Raw genomic sequence first — 14166 nt, forward strand, 5'->3', positions numbered from 1 at the left:
AATAGTATAGTTTATGGGTGTTAGTTGGTTTTTTGAAAAGTGGAACATTTTATTTCCCTTTATTGTATTTTTGTCATAAAATATAAATACGAGGCAACAATACGTTTAACACATGCCTTAAGTAATATACAGACTAGAATCGTTTTTCTGCATGAGGGTAAGTCCCTTCCAAAAATGCAAGAAGGGAGAGGTTAATGTTGGAAATCGAACGTATTAATGATAACACAGTCAAGTTTTATATTTCATACGGGGATATTGAGGAAAGAGGATTTGACCGTGATGAAATTTGGTATAACCGCGAAAAAAGCGAAGAGCTTTTTTGGGAAATGATGGATGAAGTCCATCAAGAGGAAGAATTTATGATTGAAGGCCCGCTTTGGATTCAAGTTCAGGCTCTTGACAAAGGCCTTGAAGTTCTCGTAACAAAAGCACAAATTTCAAAAGATGGGCAAAAATTCGAGCTTCCTATCACCGATGATAAGCTGAAAGATATTCCAGTAGATGAAAGAATTGAGGAATTACTCGATCAGCATTTTAATACAAAAACAGACGATGATGATGATTCATACGAAGATACACTCGAATTCCTAATTGCTTTTAAGGATTTTGAAGACGTAATATCACTTTCAAATCGAAATATTCTAGAAGATTTATCAACTAGACTATACTCCTTTGAAGGCAAATATTATTTATTTGTTGAATTTCCTGAAGAAGAATACGATGAAGAGGATATCGATAATAGCTTAAGCTTATTATTAGAGTATGGTCATGAAACAGCAACTACCATTCACCGTGTAGAAGAGTATGGGAAATTAATCATCGCTGAGAATGTTTTCTCTGAAATACGAAAACACTTTAGATAATCATCCGATTTCAGTAAATGAAATCGGTTTTTTACTTTTTGGACAAAGAGTTTTATCTTCCATCTAAGGGGAATAGGTCAGACGATGTTCAGAGGGGGAAGTTATGAAAAATTTTGTTAGAATTCTTTTATTTATTACTGTTTTAGCTATCCTTTATTATCTATTCCATGACAGGGTGAATGAAGGATTATTCCGTTATATTAGTCTTCTAACTACGTTGTCGGTTATTTTTATTGGGGCAGTCATATTTTTAGAAAATAGGCATCCTACACAAACATTAACATGGTTGATTGTGCTTGGGAGTTTTCCGTTAGTAGGATTCTTTTTTTATTTGTTATTTGGAAGAAATCATAGAAAGGAAAGAATGTACCGCCGCAAATTCTTTTTGGACCAACGTAATTATTTGAAATTTGAACGTGGAGGAGACCCGATTAGTGAAGAGAAGATAAAGGTAATGGGTGAAGATCAGCAAAGATTATTTCACTTGGCCCACCGTATTGGTCATAGTCCAATATCCTTTGCTACCTCTACTAAGGTATTATCAAATGGTGATTCAACTTTTTTTGAAATTCTAGAAGAACTTAAGAAGGCTCATCATCACATTCACTTGGAATATTATATCGTTCGCCATGATGAAATTGGTCAACAAATAAAAAAAGTACTAATTCAAAAGGCGAAGGAAGGTGTGAAAGTTCGCTTTTTATACGATGCTGTGGGATCGTGGAAGCTACCGAACGTATACATAGAAGAACTTAAAAAAGCTGGTGTAGAGGTCGTACCATTCGGTCCAGTACATATCCCGTTTTTAAATAGTAAGTTTAACTTTAGAAACCATCGAAAGATCATTGTAATTGACGGGAATATTGGGTTTGTTGGGGGATTAAATATTGGTGATGAATACTTAGGTCGGAATGATTCCTTTGGTTTTTGGAGAGACACCCATTTACTTGTAAAAGGAGAAGCGGTACGAACGCTTCAGTTAATTTTCTTACAAGATTGGTACTATATGACGAATCAAAGCTTTTTAAATTCTGAATATCTTTCTCCTGTTCTTGAGGAAAACATTCATGGGGGTGTTCAGCTAATTGCTGGTGGTCCAGATAATGAACATAGTGTGATAAAGACCATCTTTTTTGCTATGATTACATCCGCAAAGGAATCAGTTTGGATTGCTTCACCTTATTTTATTCCAGATGAAGATATTTTTTCTGCTATTAAAGTTGCTGCATTGAGTGGAATTGATGTACGTATTCTAGTACCTTATAAGCCCGATAAAAGGATTGTTTTTCATGCTTCACGGTCTTATTTTCCTGAGCTACTAGAGGCTGGTGTAAAAGTGTACGAATACGAAAAAGGATTTATGCATAGTAAAATTCTTATTATAGATAAGAAGATTGCTTCGATTGGTACATCAAATATGGATATGAGAAGTTTTCATTTAAACTTTGAAGTAAATGCTTTTTTATATGGTACTAGTAGTGTTGAAAAGTTAGTCATGGAGTATGAAAGCGATATCACGTTTTCTCGGCAAATCAATCTTGCACAATTCACTAACCGTCATATTGGATTAAAGCTATTGGAATCTACCTCAAGGCTTTTATCTCCACTTCTATAAAATTTCCTAGCCAAACCAGCTAGGAGATTTTTTATGAAGGAATTAACGGATGGGAAAGAGAATTAATTTAGAAGAAAGGAGATGATTCATTGTTAATTGCTAAAAATCAAACAGGAGAAACTGTCTATATTGGTGACTTAAAACAGAAGGAGGGGTTATGCGGATGTAAGGATGACCAGTATTATTGTCCCCTTTGTAATGGGAAGGTAATTGTTAAGCTTGGTGTTCAACGTATGAGTCATTTTGCTCATGTTCAGTTGTCACCTACATGTGCCGAGTACGAAAGAGAAACGGAATATCATCTACAGGCAAAAAAGCAGCTCTATCACTGGGTAAAAAAACAATGCCCAAATGTTGAATTGGAGGTTTTCTTACCTGAATTAAAGCAAAGACCAGATCTGATGTTTACGTTTAAAGGAAGAACATACTGTTTGGAATATCAATGTTCCCCTATATCAGAGGAGGTTTTTGAAAAGCGATCAAATGGATATGTAAGGAACGGATTGAGCCCTTTATGGATCCTAGGAGCAAATAGAATTCAAAGAAAACAAACCAACCAAATTACCCTCTCAAAATTTCAATCCTTGTTTTTAAAAAGAAATCATACAGGAGCCTGGTATATACCCTCGTATTGTCCTAGTCTTAACACCTTTATTACCATAACCAATTTAAACCCACTTTCATCAAATACCATGCAATGTGACTACAATTTTATCCCTCCATCTAAGCAACACTTACCTCATTGGCTAAATCCAATTTTTCAGAACACCTTCTATGTTTCCAACTGGCGTAAAGAAGTTCAACAGGTAAAAAATAATATCATTCGTTTTCACAAACCTAATCATTTTTTACAAGAGCTGTATATGAAGCAGCTTCACCCTCATCTCCTCCCGCCCTATGCTGGTGTACCCCTAAGAGACAATCTATTACTAGAAACCTCGCCAATCATTTGGCAAATGTATGTTTTATTAGATAATTTATTCATGAGTAAGGAAGGGAGTATATTGACTAAAGACAATGTATATAAACGATTAATAATACGAATCAAGAGAAACCATATTAAAGTTAGAAGGCATTTAAAGCCAAGTGATTCTCAGATGATGGCTTTAATAAAAGAATATTTATTTCTCCTAACAAAGTGCCAAATTCTCAAAGAAATTAGGCCGAATGTATATAGGTATGAAAACAGTGTCGTTATGCCTTGTAGTATGAATGAAGCTAGTAAGTTTGAAGAACAATTTTATAAGCAAATGACAAATGAACAGATTGTTTGGTATTAATGAACTCACCTCCTTTAACATACACTAGGATGTAATGGAAATTCCTAGATGAAAGCAGGATTTTGGTAATTGGTGGCGAATACCAAAAACAGAAGTAAGTAGATTGGAGGAATAAACAATGGCAAATGATACGGCAGTAAAGAAACTACCTACAAGAAGTGAAGTACCATCAGAGGATACGTGGAGACTGGAGGATATTTTCCAGACAGACCAACGATGGGAAAGTGAATTTCAAGAAGTTAAACAGTTAATTCCTTCTATGTCCAAGTATCAAGGGAAGCTTGGGGAAAGTGCGGATTCTTTATTTAACGCTTTACAAGCACAGGACCAGTTGCTAGAAAGGATTGGTAAGCTGTATACATATGCGCATATGCGTTACGATCAGGATACCACCAATTCCTTTTATCAGGGTCTAGATGACCGCATTAAAAATCTATATACACAGGCAGCAAGTACGCTTGCCTATATTGTTCCAGAAATATTATCTATCGAAGAAGAAAAGGTAAAAGCATTTTTACAACAAAAAGAAGAATTACAGCTTTATGAACATTCTTTAGAAGAGTTAAATTTGCAGAGGCCACATGTATTGTCTGCAGAACAGGAAGCCCTTCTAGCAGAAGCATCGGAAGTTATGAGTACCTCAAGCAATACGTTTGGGATGCTGAACAATGCAGATATTCAGTTTCCAAGCATCAAAGATGAAAATGGGAATGAAGTAGAAGTAACACACGGTAGATATATCAGGTTCCTCGAAAGTAGTGACCAGCGAGTACGGAAAGAAGCTTTCCAAGCTGTTTATGATACGTATGGAAAGTTCAAGAATACGTTTGCTAGTACATTAAGCGGTCAAGTAAAGAAAGACAACTTTAATGCAAGAATACGAAAGTACAACTCTGCAAGACACGCTGCATTAGCTGATAATAATATACCAGAATCAGTGTATGAAAATCTGGTTAATACGGTAAATAAAAACTTACATTTACTTCATCGCTATGTAAAGCTTCGTAAAAAAGTATTAAAGCTAGATAAGATTCATATCTACGATCTTTACACACCGCTTGTAAAGGATGTAAAGATGGAGATTCCTTATGAGGAAGCAAAAGAATTAATTCTAAAAGGCTTAGCTCCACTCGGTGATGATTATCAGAATGTCTTAAAAGAGGGTTTTTCTAACCGTTGGGTAGATATTCATGAAAATAAAGGGAAAAGAAGTGGTGCCTATTCCTCGGGTGCTTATGGAACCAATCCATATATCCTTATGAATTGGCAGGACAATGTAAATAACTTGTTTACTCTTGCTCATGAGTTTGGTCATTCTGTACACAGCTACTATACTAGAAAAGAACAACCATATGCATATGGAAGTTATTCCATCTTTGTAGCAGAGGTTGCGTCTACATGCAACGAAGCTCTATTGAATGATTACTTATTAAAGACCATTGATGATGAACAAAAGCGTCTGTACCTGCTTAATCACTTTTTAGAAGGATTTAGAGGCACCGTGTTTCGCCAAACCATGTTTGCGGAGTATGAGCATTTAATTCATAAAAAGGCACAAGAAAATGAAGCATTAACTGCAGACCTTTTAACCAAAGAGTACTATGAGCTGAATAAAAAGTACTTTGGTGAAGAAGATATTGAAATTGATGAAGAAATTGGCTTAGAATGGTCACGGATTCCTCATTTCTATTACAATTACTATGTATATCAGTATGCAACTGGATATAGTGCTGCGACAGCGTTGTCAAAACAGATCTTGACAGAAGGGCAGCCGGCAGTTGATCGTTACTTAGACTTTTTAAAGTCTGGTAGTTCAGATTATCCAATTGAAGTATTGAAAAAGGCTGGAGTGGATATGACAAGTTCGAAGCCGATTGAGGAAGCTTGTAAGGTATTTGAAGAGAAATTAAACGAAATGGAAGCATTACTATCATAAAACGAAGTCCCTTCCGATCATTCGGGAGGGACTTTTTATAAACCTTTAAATCTTTTCCGTTCATTTAAAAAGAGGACTAAAGACAATAGAGAGAGAAATAATAGAGGAGCTGTAAATAAAAGAGGGAATATGTTCAATAAGCCAAAAAGGTTTAGTATAAAAGAGATAACAATAAATAATATTATTAGCCAAAAACTAATCGTATGAAACACATAATCCCCTCCTTTTTCCTTTCCTAATAAATATATTCGTTTGTCCCATTAATCATTCTTAGAATATGACAATATTGTGAAATAGCGAGCATAAATATTGTCGAATAATCTAAATCGTGATATATTATTGATGTGAAGTTGATCACAAGCAAACATATACCCCTTTGTTTGACCGTGAAAAATTTCTCCCATCCCCTTTGTTCGTATTTAATATAAAGAAAAGGCCATTTACAAACAGACAGGTTTGTATGGCCTTTTCTTTTTACATAGTTTTGGCGCTATTCAATATAGCGCCAAAACATCCCATATTTAGCTGGAACTTGTTCAACCACTTGTTTTAGCTGGAGCTTCTTCATTTCTCTTTCAGCTTCACTAATGGACATATTATAAACAACCGAGACTTCTTTTGTTGCCACGAGCTTAAAGCATTTGAGAAAGCTTTCTAAAGTTGGAGGGTTACTTTTCTCAGGCTTAATCGGTAACATTTCTTCAAGTATTTGCTCATATACCTCGTAAGGGTAATACCCGGTAATTTTAATTCCTTCCTCTTCAATATTTTCATTAAAAAAGACCATCGTTGGTATTTCGTCGACTTCCATTTCAGAGGTTATTTTTAAATCACATTGAAAGGCTTTCCCCGCTGACTCCGAATGGATATCAAGAACAAATTCTTCTACGTCTAACCCAGTGGAATTTGCAATTTCCTTTAACACCTCAAAACTTGAAATGTTCTGTTTTTCAAGAAAAATACCTTCCTGTAGTTTTCTTAGAAAACGAATTCCAGCTTTTCTTCCTTGCAATTCAGCCGCTTTAATAGCTATCGAGGCTAAATGAGGGGAGGAAATAGGGTTATCGAACCAAAGACTTCCGTCACAAGACATGCCTGTTCGGCTTGCTGTCTTTTCCCATAAGTCCGCTATGTTTTCGTATTTTTGCTTTTTGCTCATATTTAATGAGGCAAGTCGACCACTTAAAATATATTTGATTGAAATAAAGCGACCATATTCTATTTGTAGTTTCTTAAGAATCGGTTCAAGTGCCCAGCATTCTGGACATAGAGGGTCAACAAACATATAAATTTCAAGCAGCTTCTTCTCATTTCCATGGCAATAGTGGGAGGGAGTCGTTGGCAATATTTCTCGGTTCCTCACGTTCTCTCACCTTTCATCTCTTCATTTTCATCTGTATTTATCATATGCTGAGCTGTTAGTACAAGTCTCGCATAAAACTCATCACGAAGGGATCCGGATAGTCCAACCTCATCCATTGCTTCACGCATGCATCCGAGCCATGCTTTTGCTCTAGTCTCCGTAATTTCAAACGGCAAATGGCGAGCTCGCATCATCGGGTGCCCATGCTCACTTGTATAGAGGGCTGGTCCACCAAGATATTGTGTCAAAAACTGCTTTTGTTTCCTCGCTGTTTCCGTTAAATCGTTCGGAAATATGGGAGTCAGATCTGGATGTTGCCCTACTCGATGATAAAAGGCATCAACTAGTCGATGCAATGTTTCTTCACCGATCAAATCAAAAGGTGTAAGCATGTTTTCGACCATTTTAAAAACTCCTTTAGTATTTCTTTTTCATTTATTTAAATAGCTTGTAATCGAGCTCCGGCGGCTAGTCCCTCGGGACATAAGCCAAAACCCTACAGAGGTCAGGACCTCTTTCTGTCTTCGTCTTATGCCTGTCGGGCCTAACAAGCCGCCTACGCATCTTTCCAATTGATAGTACTATTTTATCAGTGTGGAGATTATATAACAAACAATGTGCATTAGGAGGTTATTTCCTACTGTTATATTACATAAAAAAATACCGTCTGTTTTTGAACAGACGGTATTTTTTACACAAGCAGATGACTCGTAACTTTTCTAACATAATTTTGAGTCTCTTTAAACGGAGGAACTCCACCATACTTATCTACGTTTCCAGGTCCTGCATTGTATGCTGCTAAAGCTAATGTTGTATTGCCGTTATATTTATCAAGCATTTGTCTTAGGTATTTGCTACCACCAAAAATATTGTCTTTTGGATCAAACACATTATTTACTCCAAGTCCTTTTGCAGTAGCAGGCATTAGCTGCATCAATCCGGAAGCACCAGCGGCACTTACGGCATTTGGATTAAAGTTAGATTCTTGTTTTATAACAGATTTAATTAGATTAACTGGTAAGTTATATTTCGCTGCTGCCTCATCAATGAATGAATCAAATTCAGATTTACTTCCAGTACTTGAAATTTTCGTCATATTGATAGGTGGCAAGGAAGGTGTTGAATTTAATAGGGTAGCAGTAGTAGAAACATTGGCTTGTCCACTTGGTTGGGATAGGGAATTTCCATCTTCTAACAGAAAATTGTTCATTAATTCTTGAAATATATTCCCTGTTGAATGAGAAGAGGAGCCGAAATTTTGTAATGCTTGTAGTTGAAGCATAACTTTAATTTTATCTATATTCATATGACACCTCAATGAAGGGAGTATTTTTGATTGTAAAAACGTTTAATTTTATTCTCAGTAACCCGAATGGGAATTTGAAAGGTTTGAAGCAGCTGTTTGAAAGTCAACTCACCCTCTAAAGGATCTTGGACCTCATATTCTAGTTCATAATCTTCCTTTGATAAATATAAACTATGATCTAGAACTAATAAACCTCCTTTATATTGTAACTCACACCGTTTTGTCGTTAAAGAACCAAAATATTGAAGCTTATCGATAGGAAATCCGATTTTTTCTAATTGTTCCAGTACAATTCCGCTTGGAAATGCTGTACCTTCCAACATTGCCGAAGCGACTTGCTTTGCTAATGGTTGATTTGTTTCAAGAAGCCCAACCTCTGCTGGCTGCTTTAACGTAAGTTCAAAATCCCCATCTTTTTCACGGATACGTAACGCGCTTCCTAATTCTTTTAATTGAAACCCCTCTGTGTCAAAATAATGGTTAATTTGCGTATCGATCATGGTTTCATTTATCGAAAATTCGGTTATCAAATGAAGGTATTCCTTATTTGTAAGCATGTTTTTAAATTCAATTTCAATATGTTGGCTCAAGACGTTCTTCCTTTCTTTATCGATGCTATGTTTTATTATCGGCTGTTACGTATTCAATTTCAATATGTGATTCCCTGAGAAGTGGATAATTCAGCCACTTATGATAAAATAGGGGGAGTGTGGAGGTATTGAAAAATGAGAGAAAAAATTTATGTGGAAAAAGCAATAAAAACCGAAAAAAATGAAGTGGTATTACTAGTAAACAATGATTTTCCAATAAAGGAACTGAAAGCAACAGGTCAAGTACTTGTTGATTCGACTGAATTGGCTTTTGTATACATTGTTGAAAAAAATGAAAGTTTTAGTTATATTGCGCTAAGTCTTACTACTTGGCCAATCTTAAAAGAAGGATTGGAGAACCATAGCGAATATAAACTTTCTAATGGTGAGGAAACCATTGCGTTACCAAACCTTCATGAAGAATTGTTGTACTTAATTGACAATATAAAAGGAAATAGCAACTATGGAGAGGAAATGGTTACAAAAGTAGAAGAGTGTTTTTGTAACTAATATCACCCACCTATATAAAAAAAGTTCCGGATGAGGTGACTTTATGAAACACTGGGAAAAATTCTTGGCTCCCTACAATCAGGCCGTGGAAGAACTAAAGGTAAAGCTTAAAGGGATGCGACGACAATTCGAGATGAAGTCCTCTCACTCACCAATTGAATTTGTTACTGGTAGAGTAAAGCCGATCGCAAGTATTTTGGATAAAGCAAATCAAAAATCGATTCCACTTGATAAGCTTGAGACAGAAATGCAGGATATTGCTGGCCTTCGGATGATGTGTCAATTTGTTGACGACATCAAAAGGGTTGTTGAACTGCTTCGTCTCCGAAATGACTTCGAAATTGTGGAAGAAAGAGATTATATATCTCACAAAAAAGCAAGTGGCTATCGTTCTTATCATGTTGTCGTGAGATATCCTGTTCAGACCATTCAGGGAGAAAAAAAGATACTAGTTGAAATTCAGATTCGTACACTCGCAATGAATTTTTGGGCAACGATTGAACACTCCCTTAATTATAAATACCGTGGGCAATTTCCGGAGGATATCCGTGTAAGGCTTCAAAGAGCGGCAGAAGCTGCTTTTCGACTTGATGAAGAAATGTCTCTCATTCGAGGAGAAATACAGGATGCACAAGCATTCTTTTCAAGGAAAAAAGAGTTACATCAAGAGGGAAATAATTAACTAATTATAGAAGAGAGCGAGCACCGTCATGAAATTTGCGATTACGTCAAAAGGTGATTCAAAGTCTAATACTCTCATGCATAGAATGAGAACGTATTTACAGGATTTTGAACTTGTATACGATGAGGATCAACCAGATATTGTGATTTCAGTGGGAGGGGATGGAACGCTTCTATATGCGTTCCATCGTTATAGTAGCCGTTTGGATCGTACAGCCTTTGTTGGTGTACATACTGGCCACCTTGGTTTCTATGCTGATTGGGTCCCAGAGGAAATTGAGAAGCTTGTCATTGCAATTGCCAAAACACCATATCAAGTGATTGAGTATCCATTGTTAGAGGTAATTGTTCGTTACCAGCATGGTGGAAGAGAAACAAGATATTTGGCTTTAAACGAGTCCACTGTTAAAAGTGTGGAAGGGACATTAGTGATGGATGTGGAAATACGTGGTCAACAGTTTGAACGCTTTCGGGGTGACGGACTATGCCTCTCTACTCCTTCAGGAAGTACCGCTTATAACAAGGCATTAGGGGGAGCTATTCTCCATCCATCATTACCGGCTATTCAATTAGCGGAAATGGCATCGATTAATAACCGTGTGTTCCGAACAATAGGGTCGCCACTTGTGTTGCCAGCCCATCATACATGTATGCTAAAACCTGTTAATGAGCCAGATTTTCAATTAACGATCGATCATTTAACACTTCTTCATAAAGATGTAAAGTCCATCCAGTTTCGTGTTGCGGACGAAAAGATACGTTTTGCTCGTTTTCGACCATTCCCATTCTGGAAGAGGGTAAGAGATTCATTTGTAGCGGATAATTAACAAGCAGGAGATTGGATGATGTCACAATTTAAACTTCAATGGGATATTGATGAAGAGCAAGCAGGGTTGTTAATACGAGATTATTTAAAAGAGAAAAGTGTCTCAAAAACAGCTCTCACTGATATCAAATTTAATGGTGGTCGTATTGTAGTAAATGGAGTGGAAGTGACGGTTAGATATGCGTTAAAACAAGGGGATCTTCTCGAGGTTTATTATCCACCAGAAAAACAGAGTGAGGGGATTTTTGAAGAGAAAATCCCCTTATCCATTTTGTATGAGGATCCATATGTATTAGTCATTGATAAACCAGCTAGGATGAATACAATTCCTTCAAGGGAGCATCCAACAGGCAGTTTGGCCAACGCTTTAGTTGGTTACTACCAATCCATTAACCTTCAATCAACGGCTCATATTGTTACACGACTTGATCGTGATACTTCTGGAATTGTGTTGATCGCAAAGCACCGGCATGTCCATCACTTATTTAGCAAACAGCAGAAGAGTGGTGGAGTTCATCGGACCTATGAAGCATTTGTTCACGGAGTATTGCCAACAGAGGAAGGTACGATCACCGCACCTATTGGTAGAAAGAAGGATAGCATCATTGAAAGAGAAGTTACGGACGATGGCCAATATGCTTGCACTCACTATTTTGTAAAACAAATCTATCCGTTATTTACTCACACTCAGTTACAGCTTGAGACAGGGAGAACCCACCAAATTAGAGTGCATATGAAACATATTGGACATCCTCTTTTAGGTGATGATTTATATGGCGGTTCACGAGAGCTTATTCAGCGGCAGGCTTTACATTGTCGAGGAATCACTTTTTTTCATCCGATCTATCAAAAAGAACTGACGTTTTCCTCTCCTTTACCAGAAGAAATGACAAAGCTGTTTGAATAAACTTGCTTTATAAGTTTATTCAAATGGCCTGAATTTTTCCTGGACAAAAGGCATGGAAGAAGGGACCGTTATTAACGTCATTTCCGGGTAGCGAAGGGCAGTGAGCTTACCACCAAATACAGCACCTGTATCAATATTATACGTGTTATTAAGAATTCTAGGCTCACTAACGGGTGTATGCCCGTAGACGATCGTTGCTTTTCCATGATAAGCTTTTGCCCAATCTCTTCTAACAGGTGTACCATCGGGGTTTGATTTACCAGTAATATCACCGTAAAGAACGAATGTCTTTACTTTTTCACCTTGTTTGCCGATAAATTCCTCTTTTATCCCAGCATGAGCGATAACAAGCTTTTGATCGTCTATTACAAGGTAAAGAGGAGACGACTCATAAAGTCGGATAAACTTCTCACGAATTTCGCTTTTTTCTTTTTTTCCTAATTCCTCGTATTCTGCAACAGTTGTCTCAAGCCCATGAGTTACTTGAACATTCCTACCGAGAAAAAAACGATAGAGTTTGTTACAATGGTTACCTGGAACGTAATATCCGCTTTGTTGATCCATAACAATGGAATACACAAGTTCGACCATCTTAAGGGATTGTGGTCCACGATCAGTTATGTCCCCTACGAAAGCCAACTTACGGTCTGAATGGAAGGGACAATCGTTTATCCACTCATAGCCTAAATGAATTGTTAGCAGCTTGAATTCCTCAAAGCAGCCATGAATGTCACCAATGATGTCTAGTTTCATATATACTATATTCTCCTTTCCCATCTCTAATATTATTCTCTCTTAAGGAACGTCACATTATGATTCTAAGCAGAGTGTTTTTTCATGTTTGGTTTAGGGAAAGTTAAAGTACATGTTAGATACAAGAGAGTATAGAAGAAAGGAGGAGAAACAATGGCTGAAGCAAGTGTAGATAAGAAACAGCATATTGATTTTGATTTATTATTCGAATCTTTACAAAATGAAGATATAGAAAAGTTTCGTGAAGAATTTTTAGAATTACATCCATATGATCAAGCTTCATTTTTTAAGGATTTGGAAGAGGAAGCCCAAACTAAGATCTATCATTATTTGTCGCCTGAAGAGATGGCGGAGATATTTGAAAATATAGAAATTGAGGATGAAGATTACAAAGAGGCTCTTTCACAAATGACACCGACTTATGCTGCTGAAATGCTAGCTAATATGCATGCGGATGATGCGGTAGACGTTCTTAATGAGCTTAGCAAAGATCAAGTAGCAAGTTATTTAGCCATAATGGATAATGAAGCGGCTCAAGAGATTAAAGAGTTACTCCACTATGAAGAGTATACAGCAGGTAGTATTATGACCACGGAATTTATTTCGATTGCAGCAAATCAAACGATACGGTCTGCGATGTATATTTTAAAAAGAGAGGCTCCGACCGCTGAGACCATCTATTATTTGTTTGTAGTAGATGATGAAAAGCGGCTGGTTGGTGTTATTTCGCTTAGAGATTTAATTGTAAGTGACGATGATCAGATGGTGGCAGAGGTAATGAGTGACCGTGTTCACTCTGTATCGGTTGGAGAGGATCAAGAGGAAGTTGCTAGGAAAATGAAAGATTATAATTTTCTAGCACTACCGGTAGTGGATTTTCAAAACCATCTGCTCGGAATAATCACCGTAGATGATGTGATGGATGTTATGGAAGAAGAAGCATCTGATGATTATTCAAAGCTAGCGGCGGTTTCAGGAATCGATAGTTATGACAGAGGCCCACTCTCGGCTGCGAGAAAAAGATTACCGTGGTTAATCATTCTATTATTTCTAGGAATGATAACGGCAAATTTAATGGGGCGATTTGAACAAACCTTGGATCAAGTTGCTATATTGGCAGTTTTTATTCCTTTGATTGCAGGTATGGCAGGAAATACAGGGACTCAAGCTTTGGCTGTAGCTGTTAGAGGACTGGCAACCGGGGATTTGGAAAAAGAAGAAAAGTCAAAGCTGATTGTAAGAGAAGCCGGAACAGGGGTCATTACAGGTACAACATGTGGAATGTTAGTCATGATTGTTGTATACCTATGGAAAGGAGATATCTTTTTAGGTATGCTCGTAGGGATATCCATCCTGTTGACTTTAATTGTTGCGACACTCGCGGGAGCATTAGTTCCGTTAATCATGCACAGACTTAAAGTTGATCCGGCTGTTGCTTCAGGCCCGTTTATTACAACAGTTAATGATATTATTAGTCTTCTCATTTATTTAGGTATGGCTACTATCTTTATGGGGTATTTGATAAGTTAGGGGGAA

Annotated in this window: 15 protein-coding genes; 9 read left to right on the plus strand and 6 right to left on the minus strand. The window is 37.0% G+C overall.

From position 1 onward, the window contains the following. The first annotated feature begins 197 nt into the window (after positions 1 to 197). The 4 genes from mecA to pepF all read left to right on the plus strand — a co-directional run bounded on the left by mecA (position 198) and on the right by pepF (position 5694). Positions 198 to 863, plus strand: coding sequence for an adaptor protein MecA (mecA, locus tag BKO01S_RS13745; RefSeq protein ID WP_066055026.1), 666 nt, complete (start codon positions 198 to 200; stop codon positions 861 to 863). 103 nt (positions 864 to 966) lie between these two features. Beyond that, positions 967 to 2478: a cardiolipin synthase gene (gene cls / locus BKO01S_RS13750; protein WP_066054856.1), complete on the plus strand. Its 1512-nt coding sequence runs from the start codon at positions 967 to 969 to the stop codon at positions 2476 to 2478. Positions 2479 to 2567: 89 nt separating this feature from the next. Then, positions 2568 to 3758, plus strand: coding sequence for a competence protein CoiA (locus tag BKO01S_RS13755; RefSeq protein ID WP_066054859.1), 1191 nt, complete (start codon positions 2568 to 2570; stop codon positions 3756 to 3758). 118 nt (positions 3759 to 3876) lie between these two features. Beyond that, entirely contained in the window at positions 3877 to 5694 is a 1818-nt protein-coding gene (gene pepF, locus BKO01S_RS13760; protein WP_066054862.1) for an oligoendopeptidase F, read from the plus strand. A 35-nt stretch (positions 5695 to 5729) separates the two neighbouring features. Here pepF and BKO01S_RS25290 read toward each other — a convergent pair whose 3' ends face one another. From BKO01S_RS25290 to BKO01S_RS13780, 5 genes are all read right to left on the minus strand, one after another. Further along, complete coding sequence (locus tag BKO01S_RS25290) at positions 5730 to 5906, minus strand: hypothetical protein (protein WP_501193737.1); 177 nt, start codon at positions 5904 to 5906, stop codon at positions 5730 to 5732. Between the two features lie 278 nt (positions 5907 to 6184). Further along, positions 6185 to 7057 (minus strand): ClpXP adapter SpxH family protein, encoded by an 873-nt coding sequence (locus BKO01S_RS13765; protein ID WP_066054865.1) that lies wholly within the window; start codon positions 7055 to 7057, stop codon positions 6185 to 6187. Next, the gene (locus BKO01S_RS13770; protein ID WP_066054868.1) at positions 7054 to 7461 is read right to left on the minus strand and encodes a globin domain-containing protein; all 408 of its coding nucleotides are present in this window, start codon (positions 7459 to 7461) and stop codon (positions 7054 to 7056) included. Before BKO01S_RS13770 ends, BKO01S_RS13765 begins: the two co-directional genes overlap by 4 nt. Positions 7462 to 7748: 287 nt before the next feature. Further along, positions 7749 to 8363, minus strand: a complete 615-nt coding sequence (locus BKO01S_RS13775) for a lytic transglycosylase domain-containing protein (protein WP_066054871.1) — start codon at positions 8361 to 8363, stop codon at positions 7749 to 7751. 8 nt (positions 8364 to 8371) lie between these two features. Further along, positions 8372 to 8953 (minus strand): CYTH domain-containing protein, encoded by a 582-nt coding sequence (locus tag BKO01S_RS13780; protein WP_066054874.1) that lies wholly within the window; start codon positions 8951 to 8953, stop codon positions 8372 to 8374. Between the two features lie 135 nt (positions 8954 to 9088). Between BKO01S_RS13780 and BKO01S_RS13785 the strand changes: the two genes are divergently transcribed. The 4 genes from BKO01S_RS13785 to BKO01S_RS13800 are packed head-to-tail and all read left to right on the plus strand — an operon-like array spanning position 9089 to position 11877. Then, positions 9089 to 9463: a UPF0738 family protein gene (locus BKO01S_RS13785; RefSeq protein ID WP_066054877.1), complete on the plus strand. Its 375-nt coding sequence runs from the start codon at positions 9089 to 9091 to the stop codon at positions 9461 to 9463. A gap of 43 nt (positions 9464 to 9506) precedes the next feature. Then, positions 9507 to 10145 carry a GTP diphosphokinase gene (yjbM, locus tag BKO01S_RS13790; RefSeq protein ID WP_066054880.1) on the plus strand — a complete coding sequence of 213 codons (639 nt, stop codon included), beginning with the start codon at positions 9507 to 9509 and terminating at the stop codon, positions 10143 to 10145. A gap of 28 nt (positions 10146 to 10173) precedes the next feature. Continuing rightward, positions 10174 to 10971, plus strand: a complete 798-nt coding sequence (locus BKO01S_RS13795; protein ID WP_066054883.1) for an NAD kinase — start codon at positions 10174 to 10176, stop codon at positions 10969 to 10971. 18 nt (positions 10972 to 10989) lie between these two features. After that, positions 10990 to 11877: an RluA family pseudouridine synthase gene (locus tag BKO01S_RS13800; RefSeq protein ID WP_066054886.1), complete on the plus strand. Its 888-nt coding sequence runs from the start codon at positions 10990 to 10992 to the stop codon at positions 11875 to 11877. A 15-nt stretch (positions 11878 to 11892) separates the two neighbouring features. Here the strand turns inward: BKO01S_RS13800 and prpE are convergent, their stop codons facing one another. Continuing rightward, positions 11893 to 12630 (minus strand): bis(5'-nucleosyl)-tetraphosphatase PrpE, encoded by a 738-nt coding sequence (gene prpE, locus BKO01S_RS13805; protein WP_066054889.1) that lies wholly within the window; start codon positions 12628 to 12630, stop codon positions 11893 to 11895. Between the two features lie 153 nt (positions 12631 to 12783). Here prpE and mgtE point away from each other — a divergent pair, with 153 nt between their 5' ends. Further along, positions 12784 to 14160, plus strand: a complete 1377-nt coding sequence (gene mgtE, locus BKO01S_RS13810) for a magnesium transporter (protein ID WP_066054891.1) — start codon at positions 12784 to 12786, stop codon at positions 14158 to 14160. The last annotated feature ends 6 nt before the right edge of the window (positions 14161 to 14166 follow it).

This window comes from Robertmurraya korlensis NBRC 107688, from assembly GCF_001591645.1.
Classification (GTDB): domain Bacteria; phylum Bacillota; class Bacilli; order Bacillales; family Cytobacillaceae; genus Robertmurraya_A.